At 70.7% G+C, this 19,126-nt stretch carries 18 protein-coding genes and 2 pseudogenes; 13 read left to right on the top strand and 7 right to left on the bottom strand.

The window, feature by feature from the left end; all coding sequences use genetic code 11:
- Positions 1-23: 23 nt before the first annotated feature.
- Positions 24-1,517 carry an SDR family NAD(P)-dependent oxidoreductase gene (locus ACIBK3_RS36675; RefSeq protein WP_399372065.1) on the top strand — a complete coding sequence of 498 codons (1,494 nt, stop codon included), beginning with the start codon at positions 24-26 and terminating at the stop codon, positions 1,515-1,517.
- A gap of 73 nt (positions 1,518-1,590) precedes the next feature.
- Complete coding sequence (locus tag ACIBK3_RS36680) at positions 1,591-1,842, top strand: hypothetical protein (protein ID WP_399372067.1); 252 nt, start codon at positions 1,591-1,593, stop codon at positions 1,840-1,842.
- A gap of 24 nt (positions 1,843-1,866) precedes the next feature.
- On the opposite strand, the gene ACIBK3_RS36685 is transcribed toward ACIBK3_RS36680, so the two are convergent.
- Both ACIBK3_RS36685 and ACIBK3_RS36690 read right to left on the bottom strand, forming a co-directional pair.
- Positions 1,867-2,670 (bottom strand): SDR family oxidoreductase, encoded by an 804-nt coding sequence (locus ACIBK3_RS36685; RefSeq protein WP_399372068.1) that lies wholly within the window; start codon positions 2,668-2,670, stop codon positions 1,867-1,869.
- 25 nt (positions 2,671-2,695) lie between these two features.
- Positions 2,696-3,133 (bottom strand): hypothetical protein, encoded by a 438-nt coding sequence (locus tag ACIBK3_RS36690; RefSeq protein WP_399372071.1) that lies wholly within the window; start codon positions 3,131-3,133, stop codon positions 2,696-2,698.
- 447 nt (positions 3,134-3,580) lie between these two features.
- Here ACIBK3_RS36690 and ACIBK3_RS36695 point away from each other — a divergent pair, with 447 nt between their 5' ends.
- Both ACIBK3_RS36695 and ACIBK3_RS36700 read left to right on the top strand, forming a co-directional pair.
- The gene (locus ACIBK3_RS36695; protein WP_107416040.1) at positions 3,581-3,754 is read left to right on the top strand and encodes a hypothetical protein; all 174 of its coding nucleotides are present in this window, start codon (positions 3,581-3,583) and stop codon (positions 3,752-3,754) included.
- A gap of 55 nt (positions 3,755-3,809) precedes the next feature.
- The gene (locus ACIBK3_RS36700; RefSeq protein ID WP_399372073.1) at positions 3,810-4,292 is read left to right on the top strand and encodes a GNAT family N-acetyltransferase; all 483 of its coding nucleotides are present in this window, start codon (positions 3,810-3,812) and stop codon (positions 4,290-4,292) included.
- Positions 4,293-4,329: 37 nt separating this feature from the next.
- On the opposite strand, the gene ACIBK3_RS36705 is transcribed toward ACIBK3_RS36700, so the two are convergent.
- Positions 4,330-5,448 carry a sensor histidine kinase gene (locus ACIBK3_RS36705; RefSeq protein WP_399372074.1) on the bottom strand — a complete coding sequence of 373 codons (1,119 nt, stop codon included), beginning with the start codon at positions 5,446-5,448 and terminating at the stop codon, positions 4,330-4,332.
- Positions 5,441-6,136: a response regulator transcription factor gene (locus ACIBK3_RS36710; protein WP_399372075.1), complete on the bottom strand. Its 696-nt coding sequence runs from the start codon at positions 6,134-6,136 to the stop codon at positions 5,441-5,443. Before ACIBK3_RS36710 ends, ACIBK3_RS36705 begins: the two co-directional genes overlap by 8 nt.
- A gap of 87 nt (positions 6,137-6,223) precedes the next feature.
- On the opposite strand from ACIBK3_RS36710, the gene ACIBK3_RS36715 reads away from it, so the two are divergent.
- Both ACIBK3_RS36715 and ACIBK3_RS36720 read left to right on the top strand, forming a co-directional pair.
- On the top strand, positions 6,224-6,859 hold the full coding sequence (locus ACIBK3_RS36715) for a M15 family metallopeptidase (protein WP_399372077.1): 636 nt from the start codon (positions 6,224-6,226) through the stop codon (positions 6,857-6,859).
- A gap of 116 nt (positions 6,860-6,975) precedes the next feature.
- A complete protein-coding gene (locus tag ACIBK3_RS36720; RefSeq protein WP_399372351.1) occupies positions 6,976-7,962 on the top strand; it encodes an endonuclease/exonuclease/phosphatase family protein in 987 nt (328 codons plus the stop codon).
- A gap of 326 nt (positions 7,963-8,288) precedes the next feature.
- On the opposite strand, the gene ACIBK3_RS36725 is transcribed toward ACIBK3_RS36720, so the two are convergent.
- Entirely contained in the window at positions 8,289-9,632 is a 1,344-nt protein-coding gene (locus ACIBK3_RS36725; protein ID WP_399372079.1) for an amidase, read from the bottom strand.
- 250 nt (positions 9,633-9,882) lie between these two features.
- Between ACIBK3_RS36725 and ACIBK3_RS36730 the strand changes: the two genes are divergently transcribed.
- The gene (locus ACIBK3_RS36730; protein WP_399372080.1) at positions 9,883-11,709 is read left to right on the top strand and encodes a family 20 glycosylhydrolase; all 1,827 of its coding nucleotides are present in this window, start codon (positions 9,883-9,885) and stop codon (positions 11,707-11,709) included.
- A 12-nt stretch (positions 11,710-11,721) separates the two neighbouring features.
- The gene (locus ACIBK3_RS36735) at positions 11,722-13,257 is read left to right on the top strand and encodes an alpha-L-fucosidase (protein ID WP_399372081.1); all 1,536 of its coding nucleotides are present in this window, start codon (positions 11,722-11,724) and stop codon (positions 13,255-13,257) included.
- Between the two features lie 256 nt (positions 13,258-13,513).
- Here the strand turns inward: ACIBK3_RS36735 and ACIBK3_RS36740 are convergent, their stop codons facing one another.
- The gene (locus ACIBK3_RS36740) at positions 13,514-14,329 is read right to left on the bottom strand and encodes an SDR family NAD(P)-dependent oxidoreductase (RefSeq protein WP_399372083.1); all 816 of its coding nucleotides are present in this window, start codon (positions 14,327-14,329) and stop codon (positions 13,514-13,516) included.
- A 53-nt stretch (positions 14,330-14,382) separates the two neighbouring features.
- On the opposite strand from ACIBK3_RS36740, the pseudogene ACIBK3_RS36745 reads away from it, so the two are divergent.
- The 5 genes and pseudogenes from ACIBK3_RS36745 to ACIBK3_RS36765 form a co-directional block, all read left to right on the top strand.
- A pseudogene (locus tag ACIBK3_RS36745) lies at positions 14,383-14,697 on the top strand (hypothetical protein); the annotation flags it as partial.
- Between the two features lie 37 nt (positions 14,698-14,734).
- On the top strand, positions 14,735-15,472 hold the full coding sequence (locus tag ACIBK3_RS36750; protein WP_399372084.1) for a TetR/AcrR family transcriptional regulator: 738 nt from the start codon (positions 14,735-14,737) through the stop codon (positions 15,470-15,472).
- Complete coding sequence (locus tag ACIBK3_RS36755; RefSeq protein ID WP_399372087.1) at positions 15,469-16,725, top strand: MFS transporter; 1,257 nt, start codon at positions 15,469-15,471, stop codon at positions 16,723-16,725. The genes ACIBK3_RS36750 and ACIBK3_RS36755 overlap by 4 nt, the downstream gene beginning before the upstream one ends.
- A 22-nt stretch (positions 16,726-16,747) precedes the next feature.
- Positions 16,748-17,881, top strand: coding sequence for an epoxide hydrolase family protein (locus tag ACIBK3_RS36760; protein WP_399372088.1), 1,134 nt, complete (start codon positions 16,748-16,750; stop codon positions 17,879-17,881).
- A gap of 126 nt (positions 17,882-18,007) precedes the next feature.
- Positions 18,008-18,240, top strand: a pseudogene (locus tag ACIBK3_RS36765) (DUF6009 family protein); the annotation flags it as partial.
- A gap of 47 nt (positions 18,241-18,287) precedes the next feature.
- Here the strand turns inward: ACIBK3_RS36765 and ACIBK3_RS36770 are convergent.
- Positions 18,288-18,989: a FadR/GntR family transcriptional regulator gene (locus ACIBK3_RS36770; protein WP_399372089.1), complete on the bottom strand. Its 702-nt coding sequence runs from the start codon at positions 18,987-18,989 to the stop codon at positions 18,288-18,290.
- Positions 18,990-19,126 lie beyond the last annotated feature (137 nt).

Raw genomic sequence — 19,126 nt, forward strand, 5'->3', positions numbered from 1 at the left:
AAGACCAGGGAACGGCAGCGGCCATGACGGTGACAGACAACGGTTCGGCGACCACGGACGAGGAGGTGTACGGGCCCGGCATCGACCCGGAGCGGCTGGCCGTCTGCCTGAGCGTGCTCGACGAACTCGACAAGCTGGACGTCGACCACCCCGACGCGATCACCGTACGCCGGGCCACCGCCGGCATCTACCGCAGCGTCAAGCAGCGCCGCCGCCAGGAGCGCCGGGCCGCCAAGACCGCGCACGACAAGGCGGTCACGGAGGCCACGGCGACCGGCTCCGCCCAGCGCATCGACGACGAGACCGAGGGCATCCTCCCGTCGTCGGTCACCGAGGAGGGCAGGATCGCGGGGATACTCCAGCGCCCCCGCTCCTGCTACACCTGCAAGGCCCGGTATGTGGAAGTCGACTACTTCTACCACCAGCTCTGCCCCGACTGCGCCGGCGTGAACCGCGCCAAGCGGGACGTCCGCGCCGACCTCACAGGCAAGCGCGCCCTGCTCACCGGTGGCCGCGCCAAGATCGGCATGTACATCGCGCTCAGGCTGCTGCGCGACGGTGCGCACACCACGATCACCACGCGCTTTCCCAAGGACGCCATCCGCCGCTTCAAGGCCATGGACGACTCCGCGGACTGGCTGCACCGCCTGGAGGTCGTCGGCATCGACCTGCGCGACCCCGCGCAGGCCGTGGCCCTCGCCGACCAGGTCGCCGAGGCCGGCCCGCTCGACGTCCTGATCAACAACGCGACGCAGACCGTCCGCCGTCTGCCCTCCGCGTACGCCGCCCTGGTCGAGGGCGAGAGTGCCCCGCTGCCCGCCGGGGAACTGCCCGCCCACCACGTCATCGGCGCCTTCAACTCCGGCGCGGTCGACGGGCTGGCCGCGCTGCCCGTCGGCATCAGCAGCCTCGACGCACAGCAGGTCGCCGACCTGGCCCTGGTGGCGGGCAACGCCAGCGTCGCCCGGCACCTCGACGGCACCGCCATCGACGCCGGCGGCCTGGTCCCCGACGTCGTCGACTCCAACACCTGGGTGCAGACCATCGAGCAGATCTCCCCGGTGGAGCTCCTCGAGACCCAGCTGTGCAACTACACGGCGCCGTTCATCCTGATCAGCAAGCTCCGCCCGGTCATGGCCGACGCGGCGAAGAAGGCGGCCAGCGGGCGCTCGTACGTCGTGAACGTCTCGGCGATGGAGGGCGTCTTCGGCCGCGGCTACAAGGGCGCGGGCCACCCGAACACCAACGCCGCCAAGGCCGCGATGAACATGGTGACGCGGACCAGCGCCCAGGAGATGTTCCAGAGCGACGGCATCCTCATGACCTCCGTCGACACCGGCTGGATCACCGACGAGCGCCCCCACTACGACAAGCTGCGCCTCGCCGAGGAGGGCTTCCACGCCCCGCTCGACCTGGTCGACGGCGCGGCCCGCGTCTACGACCCGATCGTGCGCGGCGAGGCGGGCGAGGACCTGTACGGCGTCTTCCTTAAGGACTACGCCCCCGGGAAGTGGTGACCCGCCGCCTGCGACGCATGCCGTGGCACGAGCGGGGTACTCACGGAACGCGAGTACTGCGCCGGGAGGTGACATGGCCATTCGACACAGCAGTGATCCGCGCGACAGCGTCGATCCCCGGGCCCTCGGTGATCCGCGCAACCACTATCCGTCCGACGAGCAGTTCTACGCGAGCGACCGCCCGGCCGACCCCGTTCTGCCGGAGGACCGGCCCCGTGGCGGGGGGCCCGTGACCCCGCTGAGGCACCGCGGGCCCTGGGCCACGGCCGCTTTCGTGGTGGGCATCGTCCTGCTGGTCCTCGTGGGGATCGCGTTGTTCCCCTGAGCGATCCGGAGCGTGCCGTCACGGTCAGGCGTGAGGCGGCGCGGACGACCGCAGACGATCATGGACGGCGTACCCGCCGGGGTACGCCGTCCTGACCCGTGTCCCGCCGTCGACGAGCAGGTCGGCCCCGGTGACCCACTCCGCCGCGTCCGAGGCCAGCCAGACCACGGCCCGCGCCACGTCCTCCGGCTTCCCGATCCGCCGGAGCGGCAGCCCGGCGGCCAGTTCGTCCTCGCCCCGCTCCCACACGAAACGCGCCATCTCGGTGCGGACGAGCCCGGGCGAGACGGAGTTGACCCGGACCCTCGGCGCGAGTTCGCCCGCGAGTTGCCGCGTCAGGTGCAGGAGAGCCGCCTTGCTGGTGTTGTACGCGCCGACGTTGGGGCCGACGTGCGTGGCGCCCTCCGTGCAGATGTTGACCACCGCCCCGCCGTGCTCACGCATCCAGGCCCGCCACGCACACTGCACCAGCCGCAGCGGAGCCTCGACGTTGACGGTGAACGCCTCCCGCCAGGCGCCCGGGTCGGCGTCCATGAGCGGCCCGTAGGGCCGGTTGGTCGCCGCGTTGTTGACCACCACGTCGAGCCGTCCGAACGCGCCCAGCACCGACTCCGTGACCTCCCGCAGGTGGTCCGGATCGGCGACGCTGCCCGCGACACCGATACCGCCCAGCTCTTCGGCGGTCCGTCGCACGTCGTCGGCGTTCCGCCCGGTCACGCACACCAGTGCCCCGGCCGCCGCCAACCGCCCGGCGACGGCCCGTCCGATACCCCGCGTGGCCCCGGTGACGACGGCGGCCCTGCCCTCGAGTCCGTACGACGACCTCATCGCCGTACCGTCTCATGACGGTCCGTCAGTCAACAGCCCCCAGACGGGAGTTGCGCGCTGCGACCAGCTCCAGCACCGTGCGCCAGTCCTCCAGGACACCTGCGTCGAACCCGGGGGAGCGGGCCTCCTCGTCGGCCTGGCGCAGGCGTAGCAGATCGTCATCGGCGGGGTCGACGCCGCGGACCAGGCCGGCGACCCGTTCGCCGAGCAGGGAACGGACCGCGTCGGCGGCGCAGTCCGCGTGGGCGGTCCGCTCACCGGGGCGCAGCAAGGGGCCGATCGCCTGCACCAGGCCCGCCACCTGGAGTTCCTTGTCGGCGGGGCGGGACCGGCGCAGCAGCGCGGCCGTCCGCAGCGCGTGGTGGTGGAGGTCGACGCGACCGCTCCTGAGGCCGGGCGCGTCGAACGTGCCCCGACAGGCGTACAGCAGATCCATCAGCTCTTCGACACTGCGCAGCTCCATGCGCCAGTCCTCCCGCCGGACGAGCCTTGCAGGGCGCCAGCAGATCATGGCCGGCTTGCGATTCGGCCAACGGGAACTGAACTGCGTCGTCTGTTCGCGGACGTAGGCCGAACGGGCGACAGGCAAACGTGCGGAAGGTGGCAAAGCGGGACATAGTATTCCCGGCTGTGCACGGGTTGACTCCGGATAGTTACCCTTTGTTTTCAGCCCTATCGAGCGGAGCGCCGCTCATTTGGTTAATCTGTAGGGGACGGACAGCAGTACGGGTTCCCACCCACACCCACGGTCCGTCATGGGACACGCCCGTTCACCACGGCTTGCTCTCGTACGAGAAACCGGCGCCACCGCGTCCGAACTGACTCTAACCAGACCCGAGCGGGGCGTCGGGAACCAGGTCGCAGACTGGGCAGGGCGCCCCGAGGGTGACCGACACATAAGGAGTGCGCGGTGACACCGGAGAAGACGAATCGCGATCAACGCCCCAAGGAACGCCCGGAACGTGCGGGCCGCAGGCCGGGAGAGCTCGGCAGCCTCGACGTGTGGGCGCGGTCCGCCCCCATCCGTCTCGCGGGCTACGAGGACGACCTCGCCGAGCCCCACATCCTGCCCAGCGTGGACTGACCCCGGGGCGACCCGTCGCGATCGCCGACCGCATGGGCGTGCGAAACTCACGCCCATGCTGATCAGAGAAGCCGTGGCCGAGGACTGGCCACGGATCTGGCCTTTCTGGCACCGGATCGTCGCCGCCGCCGAGACCTACACCTGGGACCCGGACACCTCCGAGGAAGCGGCCCGCGCCCTGTGGATGGCCCCGGCCAAGCGGGTCTACGTCGTCGAGGACGACAGCGGAGCCGTCGTCGCCTCCGCCTTCCTGACCCCCAACTACGGCGGCCCCGCCGCCCGCATCGCCAACGCCGGCTTCATGGTCGACCCCGACCGGAGCGGCCGTGGCTACGGCCGGGCCCTCGCCGAGCACCTCCTCGCCGCCGCCGGGGCCGCGGGTTACCGGGGCATGGTCTTCAACGCGGTCGTCGAGACCAACGCGGCCGTGAGGCTGTGGACATCCCTCGGCTTCACGATCCTGGGCACGGTCCCCGACGCGTACGAGCACCCCCGGCACGGCCGGGTGGGGCTGCACATCATGTACAAAGCCCTGTAGCCCGCACGGACAAGCCGATCGGTCAATGACCGCCTGCTCACGGCAGTGGCGGCGCGTCCCTTCCCTGATGCGTCACCCGCGGGCGCGCGGGGGCTGTCGCGGGCAGTTCCACGATGACGCGGAGCCCGCCGGCGGAGCGCGGGGTGAGGGTGAGTGTTCCGTCGTGTGCGTGGGTGATGGTCTTGACGATCGCCAGGCCGAGGCCGACACCTGCGTGGTCGGCGTGTACACGCTCAGTGCTGCGCTGGAACGGTTCGGTGAGTGTCGAGGTCAGCTCTGGAGTGAGCCTCTCGCCGGTGTTCTCGACGGTGAGCACCACACTGCTGGGGCGGACGCTGGTATTGACCCACACGGCACCCTGTTCAGGCAGGTTGTGAACGATCGCGTTGTGCACGAGGTTCGTGGTCAGCTGCAGCAAGAGCGCTTGCGATCCGATCGTGGGGGTGATGTCGCCGGAGGTCTCGACGGTGACGCCGTGCTTTTCCGCGAGGGGGAGGAGTGTTTCGGTGGCCTCTTCCGCGAGCAGGGACAGGTCGACGGGTTCTCGGGTGAAGGACCTCTGGTTGGCGCGGCTGAGCAGGAGCAGTGCTTGGGTGAGGTTGATCGCTCGGGTGTTGACGGCGTGGAGGCGGTCGATGACCTCGCCGGAGTCCTGGTTCGGGTCGGTGCGGGCCACGTCGAGAAGCGCCTTCGAGATCGCCAGCGGGGTGCGCAACTCGTGAGAGGCGTTGGCTGCGAATCTCTGCTGTTCGGCGACGTGTGCTTCCAGCCGCGCGAGCATCGTGTCGAAGGCGTCGGCGAGTTCGCGGAACTCGTCCTGGGGACCCGGTAGCCGGATTCGGTGCGAGAGCGATCCGTTCGCGGCCGTGCGGGTGGCGTGCGTGATGCGGTTCAGCGGCTCGAGCATGCGGCCGGCGAGGAACCACCCTCCCCCGAGACCGAACATCAGCAGGCACGACATCGTGATGGCCGCCATCGGAGCGAAGTCACGCGCGACGGACAGGCGGTAGTCGGGCATGAAGACAAGCCCGACGTGTTTCACACGAGTCAGGAACAAATACCCGGTGATGAGCATCAGGGCGCCCGCCAGCATGAGGAATCCGGCGTAGCTGAGGGTGAGCTTGAGGCGAACGCTCAGCCCGGGTTCCCTATCCACGCCCGCCTCCTTCGTGTCCGGCCTCCGGTTGGGTGTCGATGCGGTAGCCGACGCCTGGCACGGTGGCGATGACCCAGGGTGCGCCGAGGCGCTTGCGCAGTGCCGACACGGTGATGCGCACGGCGTTGGTGAACGGGTCGGCGTTTTCGTCCCACGCGCGTTCCAGGAGTTCCTCGGCGCTGACGACACCGCCTTCGGCGGCGACGAGGACTTCGAGCACGGCGAACTGCTTCCTGGTCAGCGCCACGTAGCGGCCGTCCTGGTAGACCTCTCTGCGGAACGGGTCCAGCCGAAGACCTGCGATCTCCCGCACGGGCGGCCTGCTGTGGGCACGTCTGCGGTCGAGTGCTCTGAGCCTGAGCGCGAGTTCTCGGAGTTCGAAGGGTTTCGTGAGGTAGTCGTCGGCGCCGAGTTCGAACCCGGAGGCCTTGTCGTCGAGACGGTCGGCCGCGGTGAGCATGAGGATCGGCATGCCGCTGCCGGAGGCGACGATGTGTCGGGCGATCTCGTCACCGGACGGTCCGGGGATGTCCCGGTCGAGGACGGCGATGTCGTAGGTGTTGATGCTCAGCAGTTCCAGAGCGGTGTCGCCGGCACCCGCGATGTCGGCCGCGATCGCTTCCAGACGCAGGCCATCGCGGATGGCTTCCGCCAGATAGGGTTCGTCCTCGACGATCAGCACACGCATGCTGCTGATGCTAGGAGCCGGCGCGTATCGCCGGCATATCGAAAACCGGATACGTGCCGACAACACCGCGCTGCCTTGACTTGCGGTATGAATCGAATCCCACCATTAGCACGAACAACGAGCCGCCGGATTCGCTGGCTCCTCTTCGTCGGACTGACAGTCGTCATAGCGGCGATCACCGCAACCCTCGTCCACCAGGTAGCGAAACCGTCGTCGTCCTCGGCCGCATCACCCCTGAACACTCTTCGCATTGAGGACCGTGGTGCGCTCGGCGAGGCGGACGGTGCCGTCCCCGACGGCGTGACGGTCTTCGACGACGCGATTCCGGCTGTGGCCAACCTCGATCCAGATCTGCTCAGGACCCTCCGCCAGGCTGCGACGGATGCCGCGGACGACGGAGTCGAGTTCTACGTCAACAGCGGCTGGCGTTCCCGGGAGTACCAGGAGCAGCTCCTTCGCGAGGCGGTCTCCAAGTACGGGTCCGAAGAGGAGGCCGCCCGATGGGTGGCCACCGCGGAGACGTCTCCTCACGTGTCGGGGGACGCGGTCGACATCGGGCACTCCGATGCGGCGGCGTGGCTGTCCGAACACGGTGCCGAGTACGGACTGTGCCCGATCTACCGGAACGAACCCTGGCACTACGAACTGCGCACCGACGCGATCGACGGTCGTTGCCCGCGTATGTATGCCGACCCCACCCAGGACCCGAGGATGCAGCAGTGACCGGCAGTGAGCGAGGACAGACGGTGACGCAGGTGGACACGGAGGAGACCGGGCAGGGCGGCGCCGGTCCTCGGGACACCGGCCCAGGTACCGGGCGCGCGGGCATCCGCCGGGCGATCAGCGTCGCCTCCCGGCCGGGGCCCTGGAAGCGCGGCCTGGTGCTCGCGGCGCTGGCGCTGCTGCTGGGCCTGTTCATGCTGTCGCACGCGAAGATCCCGAACCGGATCGGGAACCTCGGCAGCCTGGTGGAGACAGCCCTGCCGTGGTTCGGCCTGTTCATCCCGGTGCTGCTGGCCGGGGCGCTGTGGCGCCGTTCCGTCTCCGCGGTGGCCGCGCTGCTGCTGCCGGTCCTGGTGTGGCTGAACCTCTTCGGCGGGCTGCTCGGCGACAAGTCCCACCCCGGCGGCGACCTCACCGTGGCCGGCCACAACGTCGGCGCCGACAACCCCGACCCGGCCGGCACCGCCCGGGACCTGGCCGCCTCCGGCGCGGACGTGCTGGCCCTGGAGGAGATCACCCCGCAGGCCAGGGGCACGTACGAGACAGGGCTGGCGAAGGCGTACCCGTACCACACGGTGCAGGGCACGGTCGGACTGTGGAGCAAGCTGCCGCTGTCCCACACCCGGCCGGTCGACATCGAACAGGACGTCGGGCCGCTGGCGGCCACCAAGCCGGTCGACGTCAGGATGGCGGACAGCCGGGCGCTGCGCACCACGGTGGCCACGGACCGGGGGCCGCTGGCGGTGTATGTGGTCCACCTGGGGTCCGTACGGGTGAATCCCAGGGCGGGCTTCTGGACGGACTCGCGGGACAGAGGCGCGCAGGCGCTCGGCAAGGCCGTCGCCGCCGAGCGGAATGAGCGGGTGGTACTGCTCGGCGACCTGAACGGCACCATGGACGACCGCGCGTTCGCCGCCATCACCTCGCAGTTGCGCTCGACCCAGGACGTGGCCGGGAACGGCTTCGGCTTCAGCTGGCCGGCGAAGTTCCCGGTGGCGCGGATCGACCAGATCCTGGTCCGCGGCGTGAAGCCGGAGAGCTCGTGGTCGCTGCCGGCGACAGGCAGTGACCACCTGCCGGTGGCGGCCCGGATCAGCTGGTGAGCACCGCTCACCCCGCTGTTGTGGATGAACCCCAGCCCTACCGCGAAGGCCGCCACAATCTGGGCAGCCGGCTCAGGCTCACCGCACCGGAACCGGAGCCCGCCCCGGCCCCCGGGCACGATGTGCGGCATGGAGGTAACCCCGGCCCGAGTCCGCCGGGGGTTCGGCCACCTCCCCGCGAATACCGCCCCTCCCGTCGGCGTACCCCGACCCTCCCAAGTCCGGGACCGGCCGACCACCCGGCTCGAACAACCGCAGGCCGGCCCCACGCCACCAACCATGGAAGACCGTGAAGCGAGGTCTTTCGGCCCGCCGCGAGGAAGGCGTCAGTCCACAGGTGCCGTCCGCTCCCACGGACGCCGCTCCTCCAACTGGGCCGCCACCTCCAGCAGGTCCGCCTCCGATCCCGGACGCCCCACCAACTGCACGGCGCAGGGGGCGCCGGAGGGCAGGAGGCCGAAGGGGACCGACATCGCGGGCCAGCCGGTGAGGTTCCACGGCGGGGTCATGGGCGAGTAGTTCGTGTTGGCGAGCACATTGCGCAGCCAGCCCCGCTCGTGCCAGGGCGCCGACCTGGGGGAGCGGCGGGCGAGTGCCGGGGTGAGCAGCACGTCGTACTCCTCGAAGAAAGGCTCCAGGCGCCTGCGCAGTGCCTGCCGGCCCTCGCCGGTGCGCACGGACTTCGCGAAACGGCGCCCGACGGCCGCGTGGACCCGGGTGCGCCGGGCCAGCTGCCGCCGGTCGAGCCCCTGGGCGTCCTCGGCGGTGCCCGCCGTCCAGTGGGTGAGCGAGGTGAAGCTCAGCGACAGCGGGTACGGGGGATCGGCGCGGCGGACCTGGTGACCGGCCTTCATGAGCACCCCGGCCGCCTCCCGGGCCGCCGTCGTGTACGGCTGGGTGACGGCGATACCGGCGAGCGGGCTGCGCAGGGAGACGGCGACCCGGTAGGTCGCCTCCGCGTCCGGTCGTACGGACGTGCTGTCCGCGAGGACGGACAGCATCAGGCGCGCGTCCTCCACTGTGGTCGCCAGCGGCCCGTTCTCGGACATGCCGAACCAGTCGCCGTCGCTGACGCCGGCCGGCACCACACCATGGCCCGGCTTGATGGTGACCAGGCCGCAGTTGGCCGCGGGGATGCGCAGGGAGCCCATGCCGTCGTTGCCGAGGGCGATCGGCACCAGTCCGGCGGCGACCGCGGCCGCGCTGCCGCCGGAGGAGCCGCCCGCCGTGCGGGAGGGGTCCCACGGGTTGCGGGCGGTGCCGTGGACACCCTCCGTGGTGCCGAAGACGCACAGCTCCGGCACGTTGGTCAGACCGACGACCACCGCGCCCGCCGCCCGCAGCCGGGCCACCGTGACATGGTCCTCGTCGGCGGGCGTGTCCGGGGTCGCGGCCGAGCCGACGCGCTTGGCCTCACCGCGCACGGCGAGGTTGTCCTTGACGGCCACCGGCACCCCGGCCAGGGGGAGTTCGCCCAGGTCGTCCCGCGCGCCCACCTCGTCGGCCTCGGCGAGCGCCGCCTCGGCCCGGACCGTGCGGAAGGCTCCGATACGGCCGTCGAGCCGCTCGATCCGGGCGAGGTGCTCGGCCACCACCTCGCGGGGCGTGGCCCGCTTCTCGCGTACGGCGGCGGCGATCTCGGCGGCTGTCCGGCCGACCCAGCTGGTCACGGGCGCTCCCTGGAGGCTACTGGCGGGTACGTAGGGAGAACTCTGCCCGGCAGCGGCCACCGCGTCGAGAGCGCTCGCGCTTGGACATTCGGACCGGTCTTGTTGGACTTTTGGCGGCCCGGGAGTCGGCGGCTGTGAACTAGTCGGCAGGTCATCCGATCAATGGGCCAAGTTCCATGTCATCGAGTCCCATTGACAGGCCCAGAGGTCGAGCCAAGTATCAGGCCTCCGATGAATGGGGAGGTCGCTCATGAGGAAACGGCTGAGACTGGTCGCTGTCATGGCGGTGCTGACGCTGTTTCTGGCACCGGTTCCGGCGATCGCGCGGCAGGAGCAGAGCCCGCCGGTCACCGTGCCCGCGCTGAGCGCCTGGACGCCCGAGTCCGGCAGTTACGTCTACCGGACCGGCGCTCGTCTGGTGGCGGACGGCGCGGCCGAACGCCGGGTCGCCGGCACACTCGCCGACGATCTGAAGGCGGCCGGCCACGGCAGGGTGCCCGTGGTTCCCGGCGGCGCCCGCACCGGTGACATCGTCATCGACGTCGAGCCCGCCAACGCCTCCCTCGGCACCGAGGGCTACGAGCTCCACGCGGGCAAGCGGCTGTCGGTGACCGGCGCGACCGAGACCGGTGCCTTCTACGGCACCCGGACCCTCCTCCAACTCCTCGCCCAGGGCGACCGGATCCCCGCCGGACGTACCGTGGACGTCCCGCGCTACAAGGAACGCGGGGTCGGCGTCTGCGCCTGCTACGTCCACATCTCCCTGCCCTGGCTGGAGAACCTGGTCCGCGAGATGGCGTACAACAAGCTCAACCAGCTGCTCGTCGAGCTGAAGGTGAAGAGCGACGCCCATCCGGAGGCCAACACCTGGGGCTACTACACCAAGGACGAGATCCGTCGCCTGGTCGCTCTCGGCGAGCGCTACCACGTGGAGATCATCCCGGAGATCAACTCCCCCGGACACATGGACCCGTGGATCGAGAACCGGCCGGATCTCCAGCTGACCGACGCCGACGGCGCCAAGCAGCCCTCGCGTCTCGACATCACCCAGCCGGCCGCCTTCGCCTACTACACCGGTCTGATCGACGAGTACGCGCAGGTCTTTCCGTCCACGTCCTGGCACATGGGCGCCGACGAGTACATGCTCGGCTCGGACTTCGCCAAGTACCCCCAGATCCTGCGGTACGCGCGGGAGAAGTACGGCCCGGACGCCACCCCGCAGGACGCCTTCATCGACTTCGTCAACCGCGTCCACGCCTACGCGGCCGCCAAGGGCAAGAAGCTCCGCATCTGGAACGACGGCCTCACCGGCGCCAACACTGTGCCGGTCGCCGCCGGAACCACGGTGGAGCACTGGCTGAACGTGGCGACCAGGCCCAGTCAACTCCTCGCCCAGGGCTACCCGTTGATGAACGCGGCCTACTCGCTCTACCTCGTCCGGGGCGGCTTCCACAGCGACACCAAGGGCCTGTACGACCAGAGCTGGGACCCCCGTAGCTTCGAGGGCGAGAAACTCGCGTCCGCCGAGGGCATCACCGGCGCGAAGATCAGCCTCTGGCCCGACAACGGCCGCGGCGAGACCGAGAACGAGGTCTCCGGCGAACTGTGGCCCGCCCTGCGCCACATCGCCCAGGCCACCTGGGGCGACCCGCACCCCGACGCCACCTACGCCGAGTTCACCGCACGCGGCACGGCCGTGGGACACGCGCCCGGATGGCGTGATCTGACCCGGGTGCCGGTGGCGGACGGGACGTACACCCTCACCACGGACGGCCGGTCCCTCGACGTCGAGGTGCGGCGGACGGCGGACGGCTATGTGACCCTGCGGACCGCGGACGGCTGTCTGGAGGTGCGGGGCGGAAAGCTGACGCTCAACGTGCCGCTCCAGCCCGGAGCCGAGGCGACCTGGCAGACCTGTGACGCCACGAACACCTTGCAGCGCTGGGAGTTGGAGCCCGTCGAGGGCGGTTACCGGCTCGTCAACGTCATCACGCAGATGACCGTGAGCCCGAACGGGGGCCGGCTCGTCCAGTACCCGCCCGACCAACACCCGCCCGCCGTCTGGCACCTGAGCTGAGGAGCCTGCCTCGTGACCGTCTCGCGCCGTCTGTTCGTCACCGCCGCCACCGCACTCGCCGTGACCGGACTCCCGTCCCTTCCGGCGTCCGCCGCACCGGCCGACCCCCACTACCGCATCCCGGTCTCTCCCGACGACACCGAAGCCGACCTGGTCCGCAAGGCCTCCCAAGTCCGGCCCACCGCACGGCAGATCACCTGGCAGGGGCTGGAGAGGACCGCGTTCCTGCACTTCGGGGTGAACACCTTCACCGGCCTCGAATGGGGCACCGGAGACGAGGACCCGGACGTGTTCCAGCCGACCGGCCTCGACACCGACCAGTGGGCCACAGCCCTGCGCGACGGCGGATTCAAGCTCGCCATCCTCACCGTCAAGCACCACGACGGCTTCGTCCTGTACCCCTCCCGCTACACCGGCCACACGGTGGCGTCGAGCAGTTGGCGGGACGGCCACGGTGACGTCCTGCGCTCCTTCGCCGACTCCATGCGGCGGTACGGCCTCAAGGTCGGCGTGTACATCTCGCCAGCCGACGAGAACCAGTACCTGCACGGGGTGTACGCCAACGGCAGCGCCCGCACGACCCGCACCGTCCCCACTCCCGTCGAGGGCGACGACCGTACACCGCCGAGGACGTACAGCCTCCCCGCCACCGACTACGGCGCCCACATGCTCAACCAGCTCCACGAGGTCCTCACCGAGTACGGCCCCATCGACGAGGTGTGGTTCGACGGGGCCCAGGGCCGGATCCCGCCGGACAAGGTGGAGAAGTACGACTGGGACAGCTGGTACACCCTCGTGCGTTCCCTCGCCCCGGACGCCGCCATCGCCGTGTCCGGCCCCGACGTGCGCTGGGTCGGCAACGAGGGCGGGCTGGCCCGCGAGGACGAGTGGAGTGTCGTACCGGTCCAGGAGAAGGACTACGGCCGCACCGACTACGCCCTCTCCTACGACGCCGCCGACATGGGCAGCCGCGACGCGCTGGTCCGGGCCCGGCCGGTGGCCGACTACCTGCAGTGGTGGCCCGCCGAGTGCGATGTGTCCATCCGGGACGGCTGGTTCTACCACGCCGATCAACAGCCCAAGACCGTCGAGCAGTTGACGGACATCTACTTCCGTTCCGTGGGCCGCAACTCGGTGCTGCTGCTCAACGTCCCGCCGGACACGGACGGGTTGCTGCCCACCGCCGACGTGGCCCGGCTGCGGGAGTTCCGGGAGCGGGTCGACCGGGAGCTGCCCGAGGACCTGGCGCGCGGGGCCCGGACCACTGTGGTGCCGGGCAGGGTGACCGTGGACCTGGGCGCGGAGCGGGAGGCGGACCGGATCCGGCTGGCGGAGGACGTGCGGCACGGGCAGCAGGTCGAACGCTTCGTGGTCGAGGCGCTGGTCGACGGTGCGTGGACCGAGGTGACCGGTGCGGGCACGATCGGCGCGAGCCGGATCCTGCTGCTGGCCGCTCCGGTGCGGGCCCGGCGGTGGCGGGTTCGGGTGACCGAGGCCCGGGACACCGTACGGATCGCGGAGTTCGGGCTGTACCGGTCGCGGGTCTGAGCAGACCTGACCACATGGGCGGCTCGCCGGGGTATTTCAGGCCTCCCGGGCCGTCCCCGGCGAGCCGCGCCCGCCGCGTCCGGGTGTTCCGTGGTCACCGACTCCCCGTCGGTCAGGCCGCGCCGTCCGGCCTCGGCGCGCAGGGTGCGGATGCGGCGTTCGGGACCGCGTGCCGCAGGGAAGCAGAAATCCACCGCCTCAACCCGCGCACCACCACCGGCGATTCCCGCCTCTCGTCCGGCGTCCCGGCTCAGGCTCAGGTCCGTGTGCCGCCGTCGACGCGCAGGACCGTGCCGGTCACGTAGGACGAACGGTCGCTCAGCAACCAGGCGGCTGCCTGGGCGATTTCGTCGGGGTCGGCGGCTCGGCGCAGAGGAGTGTGAGCGTTGAGCCGCTCTTGCAGACCGGGGGAATCCGCTTCCCAGGTGCGGATCATTTCAGTCGCCGTGTTGCCGGGGGCGATGGCGTTGACGCGGATGCCCTCGGGACCGTAGGTGACCGCTGCCGATTCGGTGAGGCTGTTGACCGCCCGCTTCATCGCCCCGTACGCGGGCAGCTCGGGATTGCCCATCAGGCTCCCGACGGAGGAGTTGTTCACGATGGCTCCCGTTCCGGCGGTGGCCCGGATGGCAGCGACCTCGGCGACCATGGCCAGCCAGACGCCCTTGAGGTTCACCTCGTAGACGTGGTCGAACTCGGCCTCCGGCATCTGGTCCATCGGGCCGGGCCGATGGATCGTCGCACCGTTGTTGAAGGCGACGTCGAGCCGGCCGTACAGGTCCACGGCGCGGTCGACGGCGGCGCGCACGCCGGCTGTGTCGGCCAGGTCGCACACCACGTACTCCGCGGTGCCGCCCGCTGCCCGGACCTCCTCGGTGACTGCCTTCAGCTGTGCCTCCGTGCGGGCCGCGAGCAGGACCCGGGCGCCTTCCCGGGCGAACAGCCGCGCCGCGGCGGCGCCGATCCCCCGGCCGGCACCGCTGATGAAGGCGACCTTGCCGGCCAGCAGGCCCAGGGTGCCGGGCATGGACATGTCGGTGGTGGATGTGTTGTCGATGGCTGCGTTGTCCATGCGGCCAGCCTGCGTCGGTTCGCTGAGCCGATCCAGGCACCGGCGGTACCTGGATCGGCCCCTCGGCACCTGGGCACCCTGGATGGGCGGACAGACGAGAGTCGGCGGCCTTCCTGCGCGGCAGACGCGAGCGGATCACCCCCGCGGACGTGGGCCTGCCCGCCGACCCGCGCCACCGCACCCCGGGACTGCGCCGCCAGGAAACGGCGCAGCCGGCGTTCATCTCGACCGAGTACCGCACGCGGCTGGAGCAGGCCCGCGCTCCGAGCCCGTCACACGAGGTGCCCGCCGGGCCGGCTCGGGCCCCGCGCCTGTCGGACGCCGAGCGCGACCGTCTCCACCACCTCGCCGGCGCACCGCCGGGCCCCTCGCACGAGGTGCCGACAGCCTCTCGTAGGCGGGGGTGTGCTGCCGCGTCCTGGTGGCGATGAGCGCCCCTTGATTTGTACATCTGTTCTTAAGGCTTGTACGTTTGTGTGTGTGATGCACATCGAACCGCCGTCGGCGGACCCGCCCGAAGGTGAAACGGCCAAGGAGACGGCCGGTGGTGAGCGCCGGACCCCCGCCGGATCGGATGGCGGGCGGCGACGGACCCGTCGAAACGATCCTGGCCGCAAGACGCGCATCCTGGACGCCACTCTCGACGTCATTGCGGATCACGGGGTGGCCGGGACCACACATCGGCACATCGCTGCCCGGGCCGGCGTGCCGCTCGGGTCGATCACCTACCACTTCGCCAGCTTGACCGATCTCCAGGCGCAGGCGTTCGCCCGGCATGTCGAACTGCAGTCCGCTGCGTTCGGGGATCTGTTCGAGAAGGTCGGAACGCGCGAGCAATTCGTCGATGTCCTGGTCGACCTGGTCCACGGAGGTCCTTCCAGGCACCGCAGCGCGGTCCTCGGCTTCGAACTGCACCTGGCGGCCCTCCGCAACCCCGGACTACGAGCCCTGACGCAGACGTGGACGGAGGACAGCCGCACCGTCCTGGCCCGTTTCGTCGGCCCGGACAGCGCTGCCCGCCTCGACCCCCTGCTTGAGGGAATGATCATGCATGCTCTGCTCACGACTGCGTCACAGTCGCGCGCGAGGACACGGGACGCGATCGACCAGACGCTCGGCCCGGCCGGTCGGCCGGGATCGTGACCGGAGCGTCCGCCGCCGTCCCGGCGGCGCCGACGGCGCGGGAGGTGACGGCGGGCGCGAGGGCGACCTACGCGGTCTTCGCCGGTCTGGGCCTCGCCGGGTCGACCTGGTCCTCCCGGCTCCCCGAGGTCCGCACGCAGCTGAAGCTGGACTCGGCGTCACTGGGACTCCTGCTGCTCACCATCGCCGTCGGCGGCGTGATCGTGCTGCCGCTGTCGGGGACGGTCGTCACCCGCATCGGTCCCCGCCGGGCCGTCACCGTCGTCGCCCTGCTCGTCAGCGCGAGCCTCGGCGTCATCTCACTCGGATACGCCCTCTCAGCGTCCCTCCTGGTGGCCGGGCTGTTCCTGCTCGGCGCGGCCACGGGTTTCTGGGACGTCGCGATGACCGTGCACGCCGCGGCGGTCGAACGGCAGCTCGGCCGCCCCGTCATGCCGCGCTTCTTCGCCGCGTTCAGCCTCGGTACGGTCGCCGGTGCCGCGGCCGGTGTACCGATGACCGCACTGGGGGTCCCGGTAAGCATCCATGTGGCCGCGGTCGCGGCGGTCATCGCCGGGGCGATACCCGCGGCGGCACGGCACTTCCTTCCTGAGCACGCCGCGTGCCCCACCGCAGTGCCACCGCCGGTGAAGGCGTCCCGCCGAGGTCTGGGGGCGTGGCGAGAACCGCGCACCGTGGCGGTCGGGCTCGTCGCACTGGCCTTCGCGGTAGCGGAAGGGGCGGGCAGTAACTGGGTCAGCGTCTCGGTCATCGACCGTCACCACGTCACCGCCACTACCGGCACGCTGGCGTATGCCTCGTTCCTCACCGCGCTCACCGCCGGCCGCTGGCTCGGGCCGGCGGTCCTCCACCGGTTCGGACGGGTCACCGTCCTTCGGGCAGCAGCCGCCGCCACCGCCACCGGCGTCGCCCTTTTCGCGCTCGGGCCGTCCACCGCACTGGCGTTCGCTGGAAGTCTGCTCTGGGGGATGGGCGCGGCGCTCGGCTTTCCGGTCAGCATGAGCGCCGGGGCCGACGAGCCCGCTCGTGCCGCCGGCCGGGTCAGCGTCATCGTCTCGATCGGCTACTGCGGCTTCGTCGGTGGTCCGCCGCTCATCGGGTTCCTCGGCAACCGGACCACTGTCGGGCATGCCCTGCTCGTCATCGCGATCCTCATGGCCCTGTCCGTCGTGATCGCCGGGACCACCCGCCGGTCCCCCGCCAACCGCACGCGGAGCGGCTCCGACAGCCAGGCACGCACCGCTGTGATGTGAGAACGAAACCTTGGAGACCCCCATGACCCACCACGCGCCCGTGATCGCCGTTCCCGAGACCGAGCTGAACGAGCTGCGCTCACGGCTGCTCAACACACGCTGGCCGACCCCCTGGCCCGCCACCGGCTGGGAGGCCGGCACCGACTCCGGCGAACTGCGACGCCTCGTCGCCTACTGGGCCTCCGCATACGACTGGCGTGCCCACGAAGCCACCATCAACGCCCTGCCGTCCCACCTGGCGGATATCGACGGAACCCCCGTCCACTATCTCCGCTTCGACGGCGAACATCCCGGCTCCCTGCCGATCGTCCTGACCAACGGATGGCCCAGTTCCTTCCTCGAACTGACCACTCTCGCCCGCCGGCTGGCCACGCCGTCGCGGTACGGGGGTGACGCCGCCGACGCGTTCACCGTCATTGTCCCCTCGCTGCCCGGATTCGCCTTCTCACCTCAGCGGCCCTCGCTCGCGGAGCCGCCGCAGACACATGAGATCTGGCACCGGCTCATGCACGACGAACTCGGCTTCGAACGCTACGCCGCGCACGGTGGCGACCTGGGTGCCGGCATCACCTCCCGGCTCGGCGAAGCGCACCCCGAGGCCGTGGTGGGCATCCATCTGATGGCGATCGCCGGCCCGGTCGCCTACGACGCGGCCGGTGTCACCCCCGAGGAGCAGGAGTACCTCGATTCCGTCGCGGTGTGGTCCGCGGAAGAGGGCGGGTACCTGCACGAACAGAGCACCCGTCCTCTCACCCTGAGCTACGGTCTGGCCGACTCACCGACCGGGCTGCTCGCCTGGATCGTCGAGAAGTACCGCGCGTGGAGCGACTGCGGGGGCGACCTGTCGTCCCGGTTCAGCGACGACTTCCTCCTCACGCAGGCGTCGCTCTACTGGTTCACCCACAGCATCTCGACCTCCTTCCGGCCCTACTACGAACACGCCCAGCGGCTGACGAGACGGGTGGAGCGGGTGACCGTGCCCACAGCCCTCGCTCTGTTCCCGGCGGACCTCACCCAGCCGCCCCGCAGTTGGGCCGAGCGCACGTACAACATCACCAGGTACACCCGCATGCCCCGCGGCGGACACTTCGCCGCCCACGAAGAACCCGAGCTCCTCGCGCACGACCTCACCGAGTTCTTCCGCGCACACCGGTGAACACCGAAACCCGTGAGGGTTCCTGAGCCCCAGCACCAACGCGCCCGGAGCCGGATCGACTTACCGGTCGTCGTCGGCGCCCGCGTCCCGCAGGGGCCGCGGGCCGCCGGGCAGGTGGGGGAGCTGGAACCCCGTTACGCCCGTGACGGCCGGATGGTCGGTTTCACCGAACTTGACGACGAAGCCGACGCCGACCCCCGACCCCGACAGCGGACTGTACAAGCGCGAAGTCTTCTTTCTGCTCCCGCACGACCGTGACAGCCTCCCCGAGGGCCTCTACCGGGAGGAGCCCCAGGAGCAGCAGTCGACCCGCGCACCATCGAGCCGAAAAGCCCGGAGCGAAGACGCCCCGCTCGCGCACCCCGGGCTTCGCTGCCGGTCCGCCCCGCCCCGCCCCGCGGAGCCCTCAACTCCCGATCTGCGCCCGCAGCCACTCCTCGACTTCGCCCACGTGGGCGGCGGCGGCAGCGCGGGCCGCCTCCGGGTCGTGGGCCACCAGGGCGCGGTGGATGGCGGCGTGTTCGCGGCGGGTGCGGGCGAAGGCGCCCTCCTCCTGGTATCCGCGCCAGACGCGGGCGCGGAACGTGCGGGAGGACAGGCCGTCCAGGATCGCGGCCATGGTCTCGTTGCCGGCGGCCGTGGCGATCTCGCGGTGGAAGGCCAGGTCGTGGGAGAGGATGATCTCCGGGTCGTCGGTGTCGTTCATCGCCGTCAGGTGCTTCTCGACCTCGGCGAGCTGGTCCGGGGTGATCCGGGCCGCCGCCAGCGCGGTCGCCGTCGACTCCAGGATGCGCCGCACCTCCAGCAGCTCCACCAGACGCGGGCCGCGGGAGAGATCGGCGACCACGCCGAAGGTCTCCAGCAGGTCACCGGCTTCCAGCTGGGTCACGTAGATGCCCGAGCCGTGCCGGGCCTCCAGTACGCCGAGCACCGTGAGCGCGCGGATCGCCTCTCGCATCGAGCTGCGGGAGATGCCGAGCTGGACCGCCAGATCGCGCTCGGTCGGCAGTCGCTGCCCCGGCTCCAGCCGGCCCTCGCCGATCATCGCCTTGATCCGCTCGATGGCGCGCTGCGTCACGGTGCCCTTCTGCGGGGCTGTCTCGTCCACGCCATCCTCCACATCACCAGGTGCGCCGCAGTCTAACCACGGGAGTGGTCATACCACTACGGTCTCAACTCCCGAAAATATGCCGTCACAGGGTGTTCTTCCGGCCGAGTGGTCTGATAAGTATGCGGTCATCTGCT

It is taken from the genome of Streptomyces sp. NPDC050287 (genome assembly GCF_044459385.1).
Taxonomy (GTDB): domain Bacteria; phylum Actinomycetota; class Actinomycetes; order Streptomycetales; family Streptomycetaceae; genus Streptomyces.

Coding starts and splice junctions, on each gene's coding strand:
- ACIBK3_RS36690 (WP_399372071.1), bottom strand. CDS start 3,133: ATGGAGCTGCGCAGTGTCGAAGAGCTGATGGATCTGCTGTACGCCTGT.
- ACIBK3_RS36715 (WP_399372077.1), top strand. CDS start 6,224: ATGAATCGAATCCCACCATTAGCACGAACAACGAGCCGCCGGATTCGC.
- ACIBK3_RS36760 (WP_399372088.1), top strand. CDS start 16,748: ATGACCCACCACGCGCCCGTGATCGCCGTTCCCGAGACCGAGCTGAAC.
- ACIBK3_RS36680 (WP_399372067.1), top strand. CDS start 1,591: ATGGCCATTCGACACAGCAGTGATCCGCGCGACAGCGTCGATCCCCGG.
- ACIBK3_RS36730 (WP_399372080.1), top strand. CDS start 9,883: ATGAGGAAACGGCTGAGACTGGTCGCTGTCATGGCGGTGCTGACGCTG.
- ACIBK3_RS36740 (WP_399372083.1), bottom strand. CDS start 14,329: ATGGACAACGCAGCCATCGACAACACATCCACCACCGACATGTCCATG.
- ACIBK3_RS36685 (WP_399372068.1), bottom strand. CDS start 2,670: ATGAGGTCGTCGTACGGACTCGAGGGCAGGGCCGCCGTCGTCACCGGG.
- ACIBK3_RS36675 (WP_399372065.1), top strand. CDS start 24: ATGACGGTGACAGACAACGGTTCGGCGACCACGGACGAGGAGGTGTAC.
- ACIBK3_RS36700 (WP_399372073.1), top strand. CDS start 3,810: ATGCTGATCAGAGAAGCCGTGGCCGAGGACTGGCCACGGATCTGGCCT.
- ACIBK3_RS36710 (WP_399372075.1), bottom strand. CDS start 6,136: ATGCGTGTGCTGATCGTCGAGGACGAACCCTATCTGGCGGAAGCCATC.